The following is a 19,091-nucleotide window of genomic DNA, read 5'->3' as shown; positions in this document are numbered from 1 at the left end:
CACCCGCTGCGCAACGGCCCTTCGACCAGGGCCGTTGCACTTTTTCGCGTGCCCGGCACACCTCGCGCCGACCTGGCGAAACTGGCCGAAATGAACCGTTGACATGCCGGAAACAGCCAGCCAGAATCTCCGAAAAGGTTTTCGGGACGCGGAGAGGTGGGTGGGCCGTCGTGGCGATCGCGGACGCGCCGGCGGAGGTCTGGTTCCTCACCGGGAGCCAGTCGCTGTACGGGGAGCGGGTGCTCGACCAGGTCGCGGAGCAGTCCCGCGAGGTGTGCCGGACCGTCGCCGACGGCCTGGGCGCCGGCCCGCGCGTGGTGTGGAAGCCGGTGCTCACCACGGCCGACGCGATCCGCCGCACCCTGCTCGACGCCACCGCGGACGACGCGGTGGTCGGCGTCATCGCCTGGATGCACACCTTCTCGCCCGCCAAGGCGTGGATCGCCGGCCTGTCCGCGCTGGGCAAGCCGCTGCTGCACCTGCACACCCAGGCCAACCGGTCCCTGCCCTGGGCCGAGCTGGACATGGACTTCATGAACCTCAACCAGGCCGCGCACGGCGACCGCGAGTTCGGCTACGTGCAGTCGCGGCTGGGCGTGGCCCGCAAGACGGTCGTCGGCTTCACCGCCGACCGGGCGGTGCTCGACCGGATCGGCGCCTGGGTCCGCGCCGCGACCGGGTGGCGCGCGGCGCGGTCGCTGCGGCTGGCCCGCTTCGGCGACAACATGCGCGACGTCGCGGTGACCGAGGGCGACAAGGTCGGCGCGCAGGCGACGCTCGGCGTCTCGGTCAACGCCCACGGCGTCAACGACCTGGTCGAGGTCGTGGACGGGGTCGCGGACGCGGACGTGGACGCGCTGGTCGGCGACTACGAGGAGCGCTTCGCCGTGGCGGCGGAGCTGCGGCGCGGCGGCGAGCGGCACGAGTCCCTGCGCTACGGGGCACGCATCGAGCTGGGCCTGCGCCACTTCCTCACCGACGGCGGGTTCGGCGCGTTCACCACGAACTTCGAGGACCTGGGCGGCCTGCGGCAGCTGCCGGGGCTGGCCGTGCAGAACCTGATGGCCGACGGCTACGGGTTCGGCGGCGAGGGCGACTGGAAGACCGCGGCGCTGCTGCGCATCCTCAAGGTCGTCGCCGGCGACCGGCCCGGCGGCACCTCGTTCATGGAGGACTACACCTACCACTTCGGGCCGGGCGAGCCGAAGGTCCTCGGCGCGCACATGCTGGAGGTCTGCCCGAGCATCGCGGCGGACCGGCCCAGCCTGGAGGTCCACCCGCTTTCGATCGGCGGCCGCGAGGACCCGGTGCGCCTGGTCTTCACCGCCGCGCCCGGCCCGGGGATCGTCGTGGGCCTCGCCGACCTCGGCGGTCGGCTGCGGCTGACCGCCAACGAGATCGACCTGGTGGAGCCGGACGAGCCGCTGCCGCGCCTGCCGGTCGCCCGCGCGGTCTGGCGGCCGCGACCCGACCTGGCCACGTCGGCCGAGTGCTGGCTGATCGCCGGCGGTCCGCACCACACCGTGCTCAGCACCGCCGTGGACCGGGAGGCGCTGGCCGACTTCGCCGAGATGGCGGGCGTCGAGCTGGTCCTGGTCGACGCGGCGACCGAGCACCGGTCGTTCGCCGACCGGCTCCGCTGGAACAACGCCTACCACCGGCTCGCGCAGCGGCTCTGACGCCGCCCCCGATCGGCAGGGACGAACCACCGCGAAATCGAGGAGGAGCACCACATGAGGCGAACCTTGGGCCGACGGACCGCGCTGCGGTCACTGGCCGGGGCCTTCGCGGCGACGCTGCTGTTCGCCGTGGCGGCGTGCGGGGGCGGCGGTGACACGGGCGGCGCCGGGGCCGTCGACGCCGGCCCGACCGGGGTGGACGACGGCAGCGAGCTGACTCTGTGGACCCGCGCGCCGCTGGAGAAGCAGGCGAAGCTGCTGGTCGAGGCGTACAACGCGAGCCACCGCAACAAGGTCGACCTCACCGTCGTGCCCAACGACGACTACGTCGCCAAGGTGGGCGCGGCGGCCGGCTCCGACGGCCTGCCCGACCTGTTCGCCGCGGACATCGTGTACGTGCCGAACTGGGTCGGCCAGGGGCTGTTCAAGGACCTGAGCGCCAACATCGACGGCCTGGAGTTCAAGGACAGCATCAACAAGGGCCACCTGTCGGCGGGCACGCTCGACGGCAAGGCGCACGTGCTGCCGTTCGTGCTGGACCTGTCGATGCTGTTCTGGAACAAGCAGCTCTTCGCCGACGCCGGGCTGGACCCGGAGAAGGCCCCCGCGACGCTGGCCGAGTACGCCGACGCGGCCAAGAAGGTCCAGGCGCTGGGCAAGCCCGGCGTCTACGGCACCGCGGCCGGGCTCAACTGCGGCGGCTGCCTGGTCTTCACCTGGTTCCCGTCCGTCTGGGCCGGCGGCGGCGAGGTGCTGAGCGAGGACGGCAAGGAGTCCAAGCTCGCCGACGGCACGGCCAAGGAGGTCTACGACACCTGGCGCGACCTGTGGCAGTCCGGCGCGGTCCTGCCGTCCTCCTCGGGCGAGACCGGTCCCACCTGGACGGCCGCCTTCACCGAGGGCAAGGTCGGCCTGATGTTCTACCCGGCCACGCTGCTGTCCTCGACGCCGTTCGACGTCGGGGTGGCGGGCATCCCCGGACCGGGCGGCGGCGCGTCCACGTTCGTCGGCGGTGACGGCATCGGCGTCTCCAAGGACTCGAAGAAGGCCGCCCAGGCGTGGAACTTCCTGAGCTGGATGATGTCCGAGGAGGCCCAGGTCGAGGTGCTGGCCAAGAACAAGGACGTGGTGTCCCGCGCCGACCTCGCCCAGAACAAGTACGCCACCGAGGACCCGCGCCTGGTCACCATCAACGAGGTGGCGGGCAAGGGCGACACCCCCGTCGCGCCGAACTTCCAGCAGGCGTTCAACGCGCCCAACAGCCCGTGGCTCACGTTGGTGCGCAACCAGGTCCTCAACGGCGGCGGCGACCTCGGCAAGGACAACGACGAGATCACCGCGGTGCTCGGCCAGTAGTCCCCGGCGGGCGGGTGCGCGGACCGCGCCCGCCCGCCACCGGGCGGACGGCACGCCCCCCGGGTCGAGCGGGCGGCCAACCGTCCGCCGGCCACCACTGCGGACGGCACACGTCAGGGTCGATCGCGCGGGCGGCAGCCGGTGGTCCGCCGGCCGGCACGCGAACGGCACTTCCCCCAACCGTGCCGGGCTTCGGCGAGCCCACCGGGCGGTCCACGCCGCCCATCACCCCCCGAGCCGGGGGAGTGAGCGTTGAACTCGGGTGTTCCGAACGTAGGACACGGTTGACGCGAACGTAGGACACGCGGGCGCGTCGGCGACCCGCCACCCCCGACGACGAGAGGTTCCCATGAGCGAGACGAGCGTGGACGCGCCCTCGCGGCCGCCGGACACGCGAACGGACAGCCCTCCCGACCCGCCCGCGCGCGGCCGAGCCCGGCCCCACGACCGGCGCTTCCTGCTCGGCTGGCTGTACGCGACCCCGACCGCGGTCTTCGTGGTGGCGCTGTTCCTGGTGCCGCTGGGGCTGGTGGTCGAGATGTCGCTGTCGCGGTGGCCGCTGCTCACCGGCGACCAGGGCTTCAACGCGCCCGCCAACTTCGTCAAGGCCGTCGACCACCGGTTCTTCACCGACTCGGTCGTCTTCACGCTGAAGTACACCGCGCTGGCGACCGTGCTGCTGCTGGTGATCGGCCTCGGCCTGGCCCTGCTGGTGCAGGAGTCGAGCCGGTGGAACAACCTGCTCCGCGCATCGTTCCTCATCCCCAGCGCGCTCGGGCTCGCCTCGGCGTCGCTGCTGTTCTACGTGTTCTACTCGCCGTTCGCGAGCCCGTTGAAGTCCCTCATGGACAGTTGGGGCTTCACGTTCCTGGGCACGCCGACCGGCGCGCTGCTGTCGACCACGTTCCTGATCGTGTGGCGGTTCGCCGGGTTCTACATGGTGCTCATGCTGGTCGGGTTGCAGGGCATCCCGGCGGACGTGTTCGAGGCCGCCCGCTCGGACGGCGCGACCCGGTGGCAGACCTTCCGGCTGGTCACCCTGCCGCTGCTGCGGCCCACGCTCGCGCTGACGACGGTGCTGTGCGTGACCGGCTCCCTGCTGGCGTTCGAGCAGTTCTACATCCTGACCAAGGGCGGACCGGACAACAGCACCATCACCGTCGTCCAGCTCATCTACATGGTGGCGTTCCAGGGGCAGAACGACCTGGGCGTGGCGGGCGCGATCTCGGTGATCGCGCTGCTGGCGCTGATCGTCCTCAACGCGGTGCAACTGCGCGCGTTCCGGTCCGAGGAGAAGTGACGCGATGACCGCACTCGCACCGCCGACCTCGCGCGCGGCGAAGGGCACGACCGTCGCCGGCATCGCGCTGCGCATGCCGTACCGGGTGTTCACCGGGGCGTTGGCGCTGATCTTCGTGGGGCCGCTGATCTGGACCGCGGTCGCCTCCGTCTCGCCGCAGCCGGGCACGAACCAGACCGACGGCTGGGGCTTCGGCAACTACGAGACGCTGGCCGGCTACCAGGCGGGGATCTGGCGCTACCTGGCCAACTCGGCGTTCGTCTCGCTGCTCACGGTGGCCCTGACGCTGGTGACCTCGCTGCTGGGCGGGTACGCGTTCGCGCGGTTCCGCTTCCCGGGCCGCGACTTCCTGTTCCTGCTGACCCTGGCCATCCTTATGGTCCCGTACGCCACCCTGCTCATCCCGCTGTACGTGCTGCTCAACGAGGTGGGGCTGGAGAACTCGCTGGTGGGCGTCGCCCTCGTGCTCACCATGTTCCAGCTCCCGTTCTCCACGTTCCTGATGCGCATCTCGTTCGAGGCCGTGCCGCGCGAGCTGGACGAGGCCGCGACCGTGGACGGCTGCTCGCCGTGGGGCACGCTGTGGCGGGTGCTGCTGCCCGCGGTGAAACCGGGCCTGATCACCGTGGGGCTGTTCTCCTTCCTGGCCGCGTGGAACGACTTCATGGCGCCGCTGATCCTCATCAACGACTCCGAGCGCATGACGCTCCCGCTCGCCGTGTCCAACCTGCGCGGCCAGGTGCAGGGCGTCGTCGACTACGGGGCGACCGAAGCGGGCGTCGTCATCCTCGCCCTCCCGTGCATCGTCCTGTTCCTCCTGCTCCAACGACACTACGTGCGCGGCTTCATGTCCGGCGCGCTGAAAGGCTGAGCATGGCACGCACCGCACCCGCGGCACCTGTCCTGCCGGCCCGCGGGCGGCTCTGGCCGCTCGGGGTGGGCGACGTCCGGATCACCGGCGGGTTCTGGGCGCGGCGGCAGGAGGTCAACGCCGACGCGACCCTCGCGCACATCGAGCACTGGCTGGAGCGCGAGGGCTGGATCCGCAACTTCGACCTCGCCGCGTCCGGCGGCGACCTCGCCGGGCGGCGGCGGGGACGCGAGTTCTCCGACTCCGAGGTCTACAAGTACCTCGAAGCCCTGGCCTGGGAGATCGGCCGCCGCGACGACGACGGGCTCGAAGCGCGCTTCCGCGCCGTCGCGGCCAGGGTCGCCGCGGCCCAGGAGCCGGACGGCTACCTCAACACCAGGTTCGGCCGACCCGGGCAGCAGCCGCGCTGGTCGGACCTCGAATGGGGCCACGAGGTCTACTGCGTCGGGCACCTGCTGCACGCCGCGGTCGCCCGCGCCCGCACCAGGCCGGGCGCGGACGACGGGCTGGTGGAGGTCGCCCGCCGCGCCGCCGACAACCTCTGCGACACCTTCGGCGCGGACGGCCTCGACGGCGTCTGCGGCCACCCCGGCATCGAGACCGCGCTGGTGGAGTTCGCCCGGGTCACCGGGGACGACCGCTACCTCGTGCAGGCCGCGCTGTTCGTGGACCGGCGCGGCCACGGCCGGTTGCGGGACGTGGAGTTCGGCCGGGAGTACTTCCAGGACGAGACGCCGGTCCGGGAGGCCACCTCGCTGCGCGGGCACGCGGTGCGGGCCAACTACCTCGCCGCGGGCGCGGTCGACGTCGCGGTCGAGCTGAAGGACGCGGTGCTGCTCGACGCGGTGCGCGGCCAGTGGGCCAACGCGGTCACGCGGCGCACGTACGTCACCGGCGGGCAGGGCTCGCGCCACCAGGACGAGGCGTTCGGCGGCGACTGGGTGCTGCCGCCCGACCGCGCGTACTCCGAGACGTGCGCGGGCGTCGGCTCGGTGATGCTCGCCTGGCGGCTGCTGCTGGCCGACGGCGACCCCCGGTACGCCGACCTGATCGAGCGGACGTTGTTCAACGTCGTGTCCACGTCGCCGGCGGAGGACGGGCGCAGCTTCTTCTACGCCAACACCCTGCACCGCCGCGAGGTCGGCACGCGGCCCGACGCCGACCGGCCGAGCCTGCGCGCCGCGGCCTCGCTGCGCGCGCCCTGGTTCGAGGTCTCGTGCTGCCCGACCAACGTCGCCCGCACCCTGGCCAGCCTGTCGGCGTACGTCGCCACGGCCGACGACGAAGGGCTGCAACTGCACCAGTACGTGCCGGGCACGGTGGAGCACCGCCGTGCCGACGGCCGCCGCCTGCGCGTGTCGGTCGAGACCGGCTACCCGCACGACGGCGAGATCCGGGTGGTCGTGGACGGCGACGACGACCACCCGTGGGCGTTGACGCTGCGCGTGCCAGGCTGGGCCGCGCGAGGCGCGACGCTGACCGTCGACGGGCGGACCCGCGCGGTGGCGCCGGGCAGCGTCACGGAGCGGCGCACGTGGCGGCGCGGCGACGAGGTCGTGCTGCGCCTGCCGGTGGAGCCCCGGTTCACCCACCCCGACCCGCGCATCGACGCGGTCCGCGGCTGCGTCGCCGTGGAACGCGGGCCGGTCGTGCACGCCCTGGAGTCCGTGGACGTCCCGGGCGTCGGGTCCGTGGACGAGCTGCGCGTCGACACCTCCACCCCGCCGAAGCTGGTCGACGGCCGCGTCACCGTGCGCTGCGTGCGCGTGCGACCGCGCGACCACGACTGGCCCTACCTGCCGGACCCGGCCCAGGCCGCGCCCGAAGTCGACGACGAACCCGCCGACGTGCCGCTCGTGGCGTACCACGCGTGGGCCAACCGCGGCCCTTCCACGATGCGCGTCTGGCTGCCCACCGCTGATCCGAAGGAGGAAACGGCATGAGACGCGTGCGGAAGTCGCCCCTGTGGGCCGCCCTGACCGCGCTGGTCGTGGGAGGAGCCGTCGGCGTGCCGTCCACCGCGCACGCCGACGACCACGTCCTGCCCGGCAACGAGGGCGACGTCGGCGTCCACACCGACGGCCGGGCCCACGCCATGGAGATCGGCGACCCGACCTACACCAACCTGGCCGAGGTCGCCGCGAAGCTCGACCCGGGCGTGCCGTTCACCGCGGGCGGCGTGCACCGGTCGATCTTCGAGAAGGACCTCGCCGCCGGTGGCGCCGACTACTACCTCGACCGCGTGCTCGGCGTCGGCGGCACCCTCGGCACCCCGATCCTGATGACCCGCGGCCGCACGCTGTACCTGCGCGGCGTGAACAACAACAACTTCGCGGTCATGGGCTTCGCCGGCAACACCTTCGTCGGCGGCCCCAACAACCTCGGCAACCTCTACACCGTCACGGTGCCGGGCCAGACCGTCACCGAGGTCACCGCCAACCGGTTCAACGCCCCCAGCCACGCCAAGGGCCGCTACACCGTCGGCGGCACGGGCGTCACGGCCGACCTGACCAAGTTCATCACCTACGACAACGTCGCGGTCACCGCGATCTCGTTCAGCAACCCCGGCGGCACGCCCGCCACGTTCACCGTCCGCGCCGCCTCGCCGCTCACGACCGGGGCGGGCGAGGGACCGGCCGAGCTGGTCGGCGCCCGCACGATCACCAGCGGCTCCAACAACGGGCTCGTCGACACGGCGTGGGACCAGGTCCAGGTCAACCTCACCGCCGCCGGGTTCACCCGGTCGGGCGCGAACCTCGACCGCGAGGTCACGGTGCCCGCGGGCGGCACGGTCGCGCTGTCCGTGGTCGCGGCGGTCTCCTCGGCCGGCCTGCCCGAGACCCTGCCGAGCTACCGGCACTACGCCGCGCTCGCGCCGCACGACGCGGTGCGCGAGGGCGTCACCGACTTCAACCGCCGCTGGGCCCAGGACGTGCCGTACATCGACGTGCCCGACCCGGCGCTGGAGAAGGCCATCGTGTACCGCTGGTGGGGCGAGCGGCACAACGCGCTCGACGCCAACACCCCCGGTTACGTCTACCAGTACCCGACCACGGTGGAGGGGTCGCACCTCTACCAGAACTCCATCGCGCTGACCCAGCCGATGCACCTGCAGGACACCAAGTGGCTGCGCACCCCGTACCTGCCGTACGGGCAGATCCTCAACATCGGCGAGCTGTCGGGCTCGTCGGCGTTCCTGGACAGCCCCGGCCACACCAGCTGGAACAACCACTACTCGCAGTACCTGGGCACCGCCGGGTTGGAGGCGTACAACGTCCACGGCGGCGGCCGGGAGATCGCCGAGAAGTTCGCCCACTACTTCGAGCGCGACGGCGTGGGCCAGCTCGAGCACTACGACGGCAACGACGACCGGCTCATCGCCTACAACGCCAACTACATGCCGGGCAACGACGCCGACGCCATCACGTTCGGCTTCCCCAAGGCCACTGCGGGCGCGCCCGGCGCGCAGACCATCGAACGCCCGGAGTCGGCGTACGTGTGGGGCGCGTTCGACGCCGCCCGGCAGCTCTACGAGGTCGCGGGCGCGGACCGGGCCAAGCTCGACGGGCTCGCGGCCGAGGCCGACGCCGTCCGGGACGCGATCCTGGAGAAGCTGTGGAGCCCGTCCACGCGGATGTTCCTGGCCGGCACGTCGCACGGCGCCACCTCCGCGGCGAGCTCCAACGGCACGCCCAACCCCCTGCCGGAGTCCGAACGCCACCTGATCCCGGCCAAGGAGTCCAACCTCTACGACGTCTACGCCCAGAACCTCATCCCGTTCGACCAGTGGCGGACCTACGTGGACGGGTTCCGCTTCCTGACCTACGGCGACAACTTCCCGATCTTCCCGTTCTACACCGCCAACCAGCACGACCGCACCGCCTACGGCATCGGCGGCTCCAACAACTTCTCCAACATCAACTTCACGGTGCAGTACCGGGCCGTCCGGTCGGCGCTGCGCCACTACGACCCCGAGGGCAAGTACCTCGACGCGGCCTACGCCAAGCGCCTGCTGGACTGGATGGCGTGGAGCACCTACCCCGGCGGTGACGCGCGGGTGGCCAACCAGGCCGAGTACTACTCCGGCTGGAACCCGACCACGAAGACGTACAACCGCAACAACCCGTACCACGTGATGCTCGGCAACATGAACTACGTGTTCGTCGAGGACATGGCGGGATTGCAGCCGCGCTCCGACGACAAGGTCGAGCTGTGGCCGATCGAGTTCGGCTACGAGCACTTCATGGTCGACAACCTGCGCTACCACGGGCACGACGTCACCGTCGTCTGGGACCCGGACGGCACCGAGTACGGGCTCGGCGCGGGCTACAGCCTGTTCCTCGACGGGCAGCGCAAGGTCGCCACCGACCGGATCGGCAAGCTCACCTACGACCCCAACACCAACGAGGTCCAGGTCGAGGACGGGCTGACGGTCACCTTCCGGGCCGGGACCGGCGCGGACTTCCCGAGCGCGGTGGACACCGCGATCCAGGACGACCGCGTGGTCTCCTACCTCAAGACGGCGGGCATCGACCTCACCGAGGACGCGCCCAACCTGGCCACCGGCGCCGCGCTCACCTCCTCCTACACCCAGCAGGGCGTGCGGCCCGCGCCGTGGCGGCAGTTCCACACGCCGGGCTGGAGCGCGAGCACGCCCAACCACACCCCGGGCGCGACCAGGCAGCTCGAACAGCCCGTGACGCTCGACGCCGTGACCGACGGCGTCACCGCGAACGAGCCCTACTGGGGCAACTACGGCACCACCGACAAGAACGGCTACGTCGAACTGGACCTCGGCGGGGCCAAGTCGTTCGACAACGTGAAGGTGACGTTCGTCGGCGACCGCCAGGCGGGCGGCTACCGCGAACCCGCCCGGTGGTGGGTCCAGCTGCCCGACGGCCGGGGCGGCTGGCGCGAGGTGCCCAACCAGTTCAAGAACCCGGCGGTGCCCGCGGCGAAGTTCAACGAGGCCCTCTTCGACGCGGTGACGTCGGACAAGCTGCGCGTCGCGTTCACCAACAGCCCCGACCACTTCACCGCGATCGCCGAGATCCAGGTGTTCGCCTCGGGCCGGGACGCGCCGGACGTCACCAACCAGGCGCCCGCCGTCACCGCCGCGCGGGACGGCTCGGCGGACGGCAACCTGTCCACCCGCCTGGTCGCCACCGCCGCCGACGACGGCATCCCGTACGACGGGGAGCTGACCTTCGGCTGGGAGACCGTGTCCCGGCCCGCGGGCGCGGCCGTGATCTTCGCCGACCCCGACGCGCTCGCCACCCGCGTCACCGGCACCGCGGCGGGCGACTACGTGTTCCGGTTCTTCGCCACGGACGGCGAGAAGCGGTCCGAGGCCACCGTCGCGGTCACCCTCGCCACGCGGGACGTCGTGGCCGAGTTCGGCGCGGCGGCGACCGTCACCACCAGCGGCACCGCCTCGTGGGAGGACCACCGGAAGGTCAACCAGGCCACCACGCCGACCGGGTCGAGCCCCGGCGCGGGCAACGGCTGGGGCAACTGGGGCCAGACCCGCAACGGCACCAGCCCCGAGCGCGAGGCGTGGATCCAGTACCAGTGGACCGAGCCCGTGCGGCTGTCGTCCACCGACCTGTACTGGTACGACGACGGCGGCGGCACGCGCCGGCCGACGGCCACCACGTACGCGATCGAGGCGTCGAACGACGGCACGACGTGGACGCCGGTCACCCTCGCCAACGGGTCCAGCTACGCGGGCGGGCTCGCCGTCGACACCTACAACCACTTCGACTTCGAACCGCTGACCACGAGCCGGCTGCGCGTGCGCATCTGGGGCGTCCAGGACGGCGGCGCGGCCACGGGCGTGCTGCGGTGGCGGGCCAACGGCGAAACCGTCGACTCGGTGCGGTCGCCGGTCCTGGTGCGCACCACGACCGGGGAAGTGCCGACCCTGCCCGGGGAGCTGGACGGCGTGTACGCGAGCGGCGTCCGCGGCAAGGTGGCGTTCACGTGGCAGCCGATCACCCCGGAGATGGTCGCCCAGCCGAACGTGGACCCGTTCGTCGTCCACGGCACCAACGACACCTACGGCCTGATCGCCGAGGCCCGCGTGTACGTGCGGGCCGACGCCGGGGCGGGCGGCATCTCGATCCAGGACGCCGAGACGTTCGAGCAGACCGTCGCGGTGGGGCAGCGGCCGCACCTGCCGGACAAGGTCGAGGTGTCCTACAACGACGGGTCGCGCGACAACCAGGCCGTGGGCGTGCGCTGGCACTTCGACGAGTCCGTCGTCGACCGGCCCGGCCGTTACACGGTCGTCGGCGACCTCGTCCTGCCCGACTACGTCGGCGGCGCCGGCACCACGCGGACCACCCTCGCGCTGACCGTCGGCGACGGCGGGCCGGCGTGGGACGTCGCGGTCGAGGCGGGCGCCCGGTGCATCGGCGCCACCGCCTACGTGGCGGTCACCGCCCGCAACAACGACGACCGGCCGCTCACCGCGGAGCTGGTCACCCCGTACGGGTCGCGGACGGTGGCGGACGTGGCCCCCGGCAAGTCCGCCTACCAGGCGTTCAACGCCCGCCTGCGGTCCGTGCCCGCCGGGACGGCGGTGGTGAAGGTCACCGGGACCGTCGACGGCCGGACCACCACGGCGGAGGCGACCGTGCCGTACAGCGCGCTCACCTGCTAGTTCGTGCCCGGGTGGGCGGTGCTCCGGCGAGCGCCGCCCACCCCCGCCGGGAAGTGCCGGGTGCGTGCGGAGGGGCGCGAAACCCGATATTCGCGGTCACGGCGGTCCGTCTGGCAGGCTGGGAGACGGGTTCGCGTTCGTGCGGGTCGCCGTCCGGCCGAGGTCGGGCGCGACGAAATCGGTGGAGCGAGGGTGGGGTGCAGGCGCCCGAGCGGCGCCGACGAGTCGTGGTGGAGACCGGTCCGGCCGTCCGAGGTGCCGACAACGCGTGGTCGAGCGCGCCCTTCCCGGCGCTGCTCGCCGACGCGGCGGGCGCGGTGCGCGCCGCCAACGACGCCGCCGGACCGCTGTTCCCCGACGCGGAGCTGGGCGCGGCGCTGACCGACTGGGCCGGCTGGCTGGGCCGGGCGCACGAGGAGCGGGGGACCGGGCCCGTGCGCGGGCTGCTCGGCGACCGCGGCTTCGAGGCGCGCCCGGTGGTCCACGACGACGGCGCGGTGACGTGGTGGCTGGTCGAGGACGCCGACGACGCCGGGTCGGCGCGGGAGGCGCTGCGCGTCGAGCGGGAGCGCACGGCGGTGCTCGGCGAGGTGTCGTCGGCCCTGCTGACCTCGCTCAACCCCGAGCGGTGCATGCGGATCGCGGCCGAGCTGGCCGCGAGCCACCTGGCCGACGCCGCCTGGGTCGTCGCGCCGGGCAGCCGGGGCGACCACCCCGTCACCCGGTGCGTGCGGGGCGGCGACGTGGCGTACGAGCGGGTGTCGATCGACCCCGAGGGGGTCTCCGGGCTCGCCGAGGCGCTGCGGGGCTTCCCGCCGGTGCCGTCGCGGTGGATCGAGCCGTCGTCCGCGCCGTCCTGGCTCGTGCCCGAGGGGTTCGGCGAGGTCGGGTCGATCCTGGTGACCCCGCTGCCCGGCCAGGGCGTCCCGGCGGGCGCGTTGGTGCTGCTCAGGCGGCACGGGCAGGCGGAGTTCGGCGAGGACGAGGAGGTCCTCGCGCGGCTGTTCGCGGCCCGCGCGGGCTCGGCCATCTCGGCGGCCCGGATGTTCGCCCAGCAGGTGTCGATCACCGACACGCTGGTGGGCGAGCTGCTGCCCCCGACGCTGCACCACGTCGACGGGGTGGAGTTCGCCGGCCGGTACCGGCCCGCGCTGGACACCGAACGCGTCGGCGGCGACTTCTACGACGTGCACCCGGTCCCGGGCGGCGAGACGCTGGCCGTGCTCGGCGACGTCTGCGGCAAAGGGCTCGAAGCGGCGGTGATGACCGGCAAGGTCCGCACGACCCTGCGCGCGCTGCTGCCCCTGGCGGACGACCACCTGCGCGTGCTGGGCCTGCTCAACGACGCGCTGCGCAAGCCGCACCACACCCGCTTCGTCACCCTCGTGCTGGCGTCGGTGACCCGCGTCGGCGACGACGTGCGGGTGCGCGTGACCAGCGGCGGGCACCCGCCGCCCCTGGTCGTGCGGACGACCGGGGAGGTGCACGAGGCGCCCACGCGTGGCACGCTCATCGGGGTGCTCCCCGACATCGACGCCGTGACCGCCGAGGTCGTCCTCGCGCCCGGCGAGACGTGCCTGCTCTACACCGACGGGATCACCGAGGCGGTCGGCGGACCGCTCGGCGGTGAGGTGTTCGGCGAGGAACGGCTGCACCGGGTGCTCGCGGCGTGCGCCGGGATGCCCGCCGACGCGGTCGCCGAGCACGTGCACATGGTCGCCTCGCAGTGGGTCGGCGCGGGCGGTCACGACGACGTCGCCGTGCTCGCGATCACCGCGCCGCGCGGCCGCAGGCAGGCCGGCGGGGCGCGGGAGGCGCACACCCCATGAGCGCGACCGGCGTGGACGCGCGCACCGGCGCGCGGCGGCTGTGGGACGCGGTCGTGGACCGCGACGAGGACCGGGCCGCCGAGGTGGCGCTGCGGGCGCTCGCCGACGGGCTCGACGCCGAGACCGTGCTGCTGGACGTGGTCGGGGCGGTGCAGCGCCGGGTCGGCGCGGAGTGGGCGGCCAACCGCCTGACCGTCGCCCAGGAGCACGCGGCCACCGCGATCAACGAGCGGGTGGTCGCCGCGCTCGTCGCCGCGGTCGACCGGCGGCCGCCGCACCTCGGCCGGGTCGTCGTGGCGTGCCTGGACGGCGAGTGGCACGCCCTGCCCGCCCGGCTGCTCGCCGAGGTGCTGAAGCTGCGCGGGTTCCGGGTCGACTACCTCGGCGCGCAGGTGCCCGCGCCGCACCTGATCACCCACCTGCACAGCACCGGACCGGACGCCGTGGCGCTGTCCGGCTCGCTGGCCACCCGCCTGCCGACCGCCCACGCCACCATCAGCGCGTGCCGGTCCACCGGGGTGCCGGTGCTGGCGGGCGGCGCGGCGTTCGGCCCCGACGGGCGCTACGCCCGGCTGCTCGGCGCGGACGTCTGGGCGCCCGACGCGCGGACCGCCGCCGACCGGCTGGCGTCCGACCCGCCGCCCCGGCCGCGCGGCGGCAACCAGCCCATCGACGACCTGCCGCACCTCGGCGACCAGGAGTTCACGATGGTGTCGCGCACCGGCGCGCAGCTCGTGAAGGCCGTCTACGCGGCGCTGGGGGAGCGGGTGCCGGCCATGCGGGCCTACACCGACGCGCAGCGCCGGCACACCGCCGAGGACCTCGCGCACATCGTCGACTTCCTCGCCGCAGCGCTCTACGTCGACGACGACGGGTTGTTCACGGCGTTCCTGACCTGGACCGCCGACGTCCTCGACGCCCGCGGCGTGCCGCCCCGGCACCTGTCGCCCGCGCTGGTCCTGCTCGCCGCCGAGCTGCGCGACTTCCCCCGCGCGACGCGCATCCTCGACGCCGCGCGCGCCGAGCTGTCCCGATCCGCCGACCCCGGAGCGACCGCATGAGCCCGCGCTCCCTCACCTGCACCGTCGTCGTCCTGGACGAGCGCACGACGCGCGTCGTCCTGACCGGCGACCTGGTCCACGCCACCGCCGACGAGCTGCTGCGCCTGGTGGACGACCTGCTCGCCCGGGGCGGGGTCGGCGAGCTGCGGCTGGGCTGCGCCGGCATCGGGTTCTGCGACTCCTACGGCCTGTCCACGCTGCTCGCCGTGCACCGGCAGGCGACCGGCGCGGGTGTCGGGCTGCGGCTGGAGGACCGACCGGCCTCCCTGGACCGCCTGCTGCGCCGGACCAACACGCTGGACCACCTCACCGGGGGCGCGGGGGAGAGGGCGGGCAGCCGACCCTCGCGCGAAAAGGACGGGCGTTCTGCGGCGGCGCAATAAAAAGGCATTGCGGGAATTGGCGTCGGCGGTGCATGATCGGTGCACACCGCGAGACGAGGAGCCGGAGCCATGACGAGCACGTGGGAGCGAGGTCCGAAGCGCCCGTGCCATCGCGCTGCGCTCGTCCCGGCGTGCCCGGATCGGCGCAAGCCGTGCCGCGGCATGCGCCCCACCTGCGCGGACTCCCCGCCCTGACCTCGAAGCAGGTCACGTGGACAGGGAGCCGCCCATCGGGGAACCGATCCGGGCGGCTCTTGTTTTCCCGGTGCCGCGAATCATTTCCGCGGTTCATTGCCGACCATTTTTTCGGTGGTTCCGGCGTGCACGTCGACAACTCCACAGCGGAGCAGGCACTTGCCCCTGTAGCTCAGGTGGAACAGAGCGCGGCGCTACGAACGCCGAGGTCCCGGGTTCGAGTCCCGGCAGGGGTGCTCTCCGGGTGCGAGGGGCACGGCGACCCCACCTGATTTGGGATCAGGACGCACCGCGTTCGACTCGCGGGCACCCGACCACGCCTCTCCGGCTCGACAGGACGACCCTCCCGCGGCGTGAGCGGGATGACCGGGGTCGAGTCCCGGCCGGGGAGCGGCCACCCGCGTCGGGTGGCGACGTCCCGAAGCTCATCGGCCGAGCGCCCGCCGACCGGCGGGAGGTCCGGGTTCGACTCCCGGCGGGACGGCTGTGACCGAGGCCGAAGAAGACGAGGCGCCAGGTCGTGACCCTGGTCGAAGCCGGTGCGAGTCCGGTCGGTCACCCCACGCGCGTGGCCCGGCGGCCACCCGGGGCTCATATCCCCGGCGTCCCTGGATCGACACCAGGACGCGCGACCGCGGCGACGACCGGCCGGCCGTCGCCCCCGACCCACGTCACGACGGTCGTGAGGCGGCCTGCAAAGCCGTCGATTCCGGGTTCGACTCCCGGGTGGGTCTCCACCCCGTCCGCTCCGCCGTGGGGTTCCCGGCGCCGGCCCGGAACCGGTGAACCGACCGATGCGCGGCACGGCGGCCGTGGCCAGGATGGGCGCATGGCCGTTGATCCGCGGGGCGCCGACCTCAAACGACTGCTCGCCGAGGACCCGGGTGGTCCGGTGGTGATGCTGAACCTGCTGCGCTTCGCCGAGGGCGGGGTCGAGTCGTACCGGGAGTACGCGCGCCGGCTGCGCGAGACGTTCCTGCCCCGGCACGGGGGAGAGGTGCTCTACGCGGGCACCGGGTCCACCGCGCTGGTCGCCGAGGACGGGCAGAGCTGGGACGCGGTGGTCGTCGTGCGCTACCCGGACCGGGCCGCGTTCGCCCGCATGGTCGCCGACCCGGAGTACCAGGAGGTCACCCGCCTGCGGACGGCCGCCCTCAGCGAAGCGGTGCTTCAGGCCACCACGCCCTGGACGTGACGCACCGGCGGACACCGCGCCGGGGTGCAGGTCGGGACGTGGGTGGTGGTCGACCCGCGCTGATCACCGGGTCCGGACGGGTCGGCCAGGTGGTCCTCGGCTCCCGCGGCCCGGGCGGGTCACCGGCATGCTGCCCGGCTCCACCGGCCAGGCCCTCGTCCTGCCCGCCCTCGTCCTGCCCGCCGGCGGTGGTCCGGCCGTCCTCGGTGGGGTGAACCCCCGACCGGTGGGGGTGTCGGCCGGGCGCGGTTTCCGCCCGCCCGGGCCGGGTACGGCACCGGTGGGGACCTCGCCGGGTCGACCGACAGCACCGGATCAGGGGACGATCACGATGAAGGTTCAGGACCTGATGACCCGCGCCGTGGTGACCGCACGGCCGGGGACGGCCGCCAAGGACGCCGCGCGGTTGCTGGTGGAGGGCGGGTTCACCACCCTGCCCGTGGTCGACGACCTGGACCGCCTGGTCGGCGTGGTCGGCGAGGCGGACCTGCTGCGCAACCGCATCCTGCCCGACCCCCGGACCTCCGGGCACGACCGACCTCCCGAGCCGCGCGAGCCCGCGTCGCCGACCGTCGCCGAGATCATGGTGACCGACGTCGTGGCGGTCGACCCGCGCGTGCACGTGGCGGAGTTGAGCAAGCTCATGCTGGAGCGGCACCTGCGGACCCTCCCGGTGGTGCGGGACGACGTGCTGGTCGGCGTGATCTCGCGGCGCGACCTGTTGCGGATGATCGCTCGGGAGGATGACGTCATCGCGACGGACGTGCGACGTCAGCTGTCCGTCGCCACGGGGCGTGTGCCGTGGCGGATTTCGGTCGCCCACGGTGTGGTCACGCTGGCGGGCGAGGGCGCGGACGACGCGGAACGGCACGTGGCCACCGTGGTGGCCGGCGCGGTGCCCGGCGTGGTGGGCGTGGAGGTGGCCGAGCACGACGGGACCGCGTGACAGCGCCCGGGGTCCGGGTGTGCCCCGCCGCGGGGGAGCGGCCTGAGCCGAGCGCCGCCCGGGTTGATCGTTAGCCCGACGTTGGTCCGACGTTGGCGGCGATCACTTGGCTGGTCGGGCCGGGCGTCCGCCCCGGAAGCCCCGTCCCCAGCGCTGCGAGGAAGGTCCGGCTCAATGGCAACAGGCACCGCCGCGGTGGCACCCACGCGCACCACGCTCAGGAAGGCCGCGGTCCGGGACGACTTCGGCCCGCGGATCGAGGCGATCGGCCGCGAGGCGCAGGCCGAGCCGCAGTCCGTGGTCGGCATGCCGACCGGCGGCCAGGTGCCCGACGACCCGTTCGCGTCGCTGCGGGGCGTCGCCGGCTGGGCCGTCGACTACGTGGCGTTCCTGCGCGAGCCGATCGACCGGCTCCAGGGCGACCCGCAGAACGTGCAGGCGGCCGTGGACGCGATCCGTTCCGCCGCCGAGGGCCTGCGCGAGCTGGCGCGGGTCCAGCGGGAGACGCTCGCCCGGCCGCAGGGGTGGACCGGCAAGGCGCAGGAGGCGTACCAGGTCAGCATGGACGCGCTCGGCGACGAACTGGGTTCGCTGGCCGACGCGGTGGCGACGAAGGGCGTGGTGGTCGAGCACACCGGCGCGATGGTGCGCGCGCTGCGCGAGGCCGTGCTCTACACCGTCGGCCAGTTCTCCGACTCGCTGGTGCCGGGCGCGATCACCGCGTACGTCTTCGCCCCGGCCACGTTCGGCGCGTCGATCGCGATCTTTCTGGGCTCGGTGGTGGACAGCGCGTCCCAGCTCGGCGCGAGCGTCGCGGCGAAGATGGACGACCTGAACGCGGCGCTGACCCGCCAGGTCGACCGGATGAAGCAGCTCGACGACCTGTCCGACGAGATCGGTCAGCGCTGGGAGCGGTTCGAGGCCGTCGCCGGTGGCGGGGAGGCGACCGCGACGCGGGCGATGGCCGTGCAGCGGCCGACCGAGGCCCTGCGGCCGATGGAGGCACGGCGGGCTTTGGTCGCCGACGAGCCGGTGCGGCAACCGGGGATGCGGGCGGATGAAGCCGTGGCGCTGCGGCCGATGGCGGTGCGGCAGGCGGACGAGGCGGTGGCCCTCCGGCCGATGGCGGTGCGGCAGGCGGACGAGGCGGTGGCCCTCCGGCCGATGGAGACCGGGCGTCTGGTGGCGGCCGACGAAGCGGTGGCCCACCGGCCGATGGCGGTGCGGCAGGCGGACGAAGCCGTGGCGCTGCGGCCGATGGAGGTCAGCCGGGCCGTGGTCGCCGACGAGGCGCAACCCCTGCGCCCGATGACGGCGGGTGAGCCGCTCCAGCCGCGCCACGCCGTGCGCGAGTCGGTGGTGCAGGCGCACCACGTCGAGGCGGAGCCGCTGCTCCAGGCGACGCGCACCGTCCAGGCGGAGCCGTTCCTACAGGCCACGCGCGTGCCGGCGGAGCCGCTGCCGCACACGACCGCCGACCACCCGGTCCAGCCGATGACGCGGCCCGCCGAGCCCGTCACCTACTACCGCTCCGCCGAACCGGTGGAGGCGGCCGACCGAACCGTTCAGCGGATGGCGGCCCACAGGGTCGAGGAGACCGAGTAGGCGCACG

The 19,091-nt window shown here is 73.5% G+C and carries 12 protein-coding genes and 2 tRNA genes; all 14 read left to right on the top strand.

The window, feature by feature from the left end; all coding sequences use genetic code 11:
- The first annotated feature begins 170 nt into the window (after positions 1-170).
- The 14 genes from araA (at position 171) to ACWEFJ_RS16020 (ending at position 19,084) form a co-directional block, all read left to right on the top strand.
- Complete coding sequence (gene araA, locus ACWEFJ_RS16085; protein ID WP_449714163.1) at positions 171-1,679, top strand: L-arabinose isomerase; 1,509 nt, start codon at positions 171-173, stop codon at positions 1,677-1,679.
- A 54-nt stretch (positions 1,680-1,733) separates the two neighbouring features.
- Positions 1,734-3,035, top strand: coding sequence for an ABC transporter substrate-binding protein (locus ACWEFJ_RS16080; RefSeq protein ID WP_378093025.1), 1,302 nt, complete (start codon positions 1,734-1,736; stop codon positions 3,033-3,035).
- Between the two features lie 349 nt (positions 3,036-3,384).
- Complete coding sequence (locus tag ACWEFJ_RS16075) at positions 3,385-4,335, top strand: carbohydrate ABC transporter permease (protein WP_449714162.1); 951 nt, start codon at positions 3,385-3,387, stop codon at positions 4,333-4,335.
- A gap of 4 nt (positions 4,336-4,339) precedes the next feature.
- A complete protein-coding gene (locus ACWEFJ_RS16070) occupies positions 4,340-5,206 on the top strand; it encodes a carbohydrate ABC transporter permease (RefSeq protein WP_449714161.1) in 867 nt (288 codons plus the stop codon).
- A gap of 2 nt (positions 5,207-5,208) precedes the next feature.
- Entirely contained in the window at positions 5,209-7,149 is a 1,941-nt protein-coding gene (locus tag ACWEFJ_RS16065) for a glycoside hydrolase family 127 protein (protein ID WP_449714160.1), read from the top strand.
- Positions 7,146-11,870, top strand: a complete 4,725-nt coding sequence (locus tag ACWEFJ_RS16060; protein ID WP_449714159.1) for a galactose-binding domain-containing protein — start codon at positions 7,146-7,148, stop codon at positions 11,868-11,870. The genes ACWEFJ_RS16065 and ACWEFJ_RS16060 overlap by 4 nt, the downstream gene beginning before the upstream one ends.
- Before the next feature lie 230 nt (positions 11,871-12,100).
- Positions 12,101-13,699, top strand: a complete 1,599-nt coding sequence (locus ACWEFJ_RS16055) for a PP2C family protein-serine/threonine phosphatase (protein WP_449714158.1) — start codon at positions 12,101-12,103, stop codon at positions 13,697-13,699.
- The gene (locus ACWEFJ_RS16050) at positions 13,696-14,760 is read left to right on the top strand and encodes a cobalamin B12-binding domain-containing protein (RefSeq protein WP_449714157.1); all 1,065 of its coding nucleotides are present in this window, start codon (positions 13,696-13,698) and stop codon (positions 14,758-14,760) included. Before ACWEFJ_RS16055 ends, ACWEFJ_RS16050 begins: the two co-directional genes overlap by 4 nt.
- Positions 14,757-15,143: an STAS domain-containing protein gene (locus tag ACWEFJ_RS16045; RefSeq protein WP_449714156.1), complete on the top strand. Its 387-nt coding sequence runs from the start codon at positions 14,757-14,759 to the stop codon at positions 15,141-15,143. Before ACWEFJ_RS16050 ends, ACWEFJ_RS16045 begins: the two co-directional genes overlap by 4 nt.
- 356 nt (positions 15,144-15,499) lie before the next feature.
- Positions 15,500-15,574, top strand: a tRNA-Arg gene (locus ACWEFJ_RS16040).
- Between the two features lie 427 nt (positions 15,575-16,001).
- Positions 16,002-16,075, top strand: a tRNA-Cys gene (locus ACWEFJ_RS16035).
- Between the two features lie 92 nt (positions 16,076-16,167).
- On the top strand, positions 16,168-16,533 hold the full coding sequence (locus ACWEFJ_RS16030) for a DUF1330 domain-containing protein (RefSeq protein WP_449714155.1): 366 nt from the start codon (positions 16,168-16,170) through the stop codon (positions 16,531-16,533).
- Positions 16,534-16,864: 331 nt separating this feature from the next.
- A complete protein-coding gene (locus ACWEFJ_RS16025) occupies positions 16,865-17,479 on the top strand; it encodes a CBS domain-containing protein (RefSeq protein WP_449714154.1) in 615 nt (204 codons plus the stop codon).
- A gap of 174 nt (positions 17,480-17,653) precedes the next feature.
- Positions 17,654-19,084: a hypothetical protein gene (locus ACWEFJ_RS16020; protein ID WP_449714153.1), complete on the top strand. Its 1,431-nt coding sequence runs from the start codon at positions 17,654-17,656 to the stop codon at positions 19,082-19,084.
- Positions 19,085-19,091: the final 7 nt, after the last annotated feature.

Source organism: Actinosynnema sp. NPDC004786 (assembly GCF_053601135.1).
This window is presented reverse-complemented; position numbering and strand designations above follow the sequence as displayed.

Bases quoted from the DNA above. Each gene is read 5' to 3' on its own strand.
- ACWEFJ_RS16060 (WP_449714159.1), top strand. From the start codon at position 7,146: ATGAGACGCGTGCGGAAGTCGCCCCTGTGGGCCGCCCTGACCGCGCTG.
- ACWEFJ_RS16050 (WP_449714157.1), top strand. From the start codon at position 13,696: ATGAGCGCGACCGGCGTGGACGCGCGCACCGGCGCGCGGCGGCTGTGG.
- ACWEFJ_RS16065 (WP_449714160.1), top strand. From the start codon at position 5,209: ATGGCACGCACCGCACCCGCGGCACCTGTCCTGCCGGCCCGCGGGCGG.
- ACWEFJ_RS16045 (WP_449714156.1), top strand. From the start codon at position 14,757: ATGAGCCCGCGCTCCCTCACCTGCACCGTCGTCGTCCTGGACGAGCGC.
- ACWEFJ_RS16080 (WP_378093025.1), top strand. From the start codon at position 1,734: ATGAGGCGAACCTTGGGCCGACGGACCGCGCTGCGGTCACTGGCCGGG.
- ACWEFJ_RS16070 (WP_449714161.1), top strand. From the start codon at position 4,340: ATGACCGCACTCGCACCGCCGACCTCGCGCGCGGCGAAGGGCACGACC.
- ACWEFJ_RS16075 (WP_449714162.1), top strand. From the start codon at position 3,385: ATGAGCGAGACGAGCGTGGACGCGCCCTCGCGGCCGCCGGACACGCGA.
- ACWEFJ_RS16025 (WP_449714154.1), top strand. From the start codon at position 16,865: ATGAAGGTTCAGGACCTGATGACCCGCGCCGTGGTGACCGCACGGCCG.
- ACWEFJ_RS16020 (WP_449714153.1), top strand. From the start codon at position 17,654: ATGGCAACAGGCACCGCCGCGGTGGCACCCACGCGCACCACGCTCAGG.
- ACWEFJ_RS16030 (WP_449714155.1), top strand. From the start codon at position 16,168: ATGGCCGTTGATCCGCGGGGCGCCGACCTCAAACGACTGCTCGCCGAG.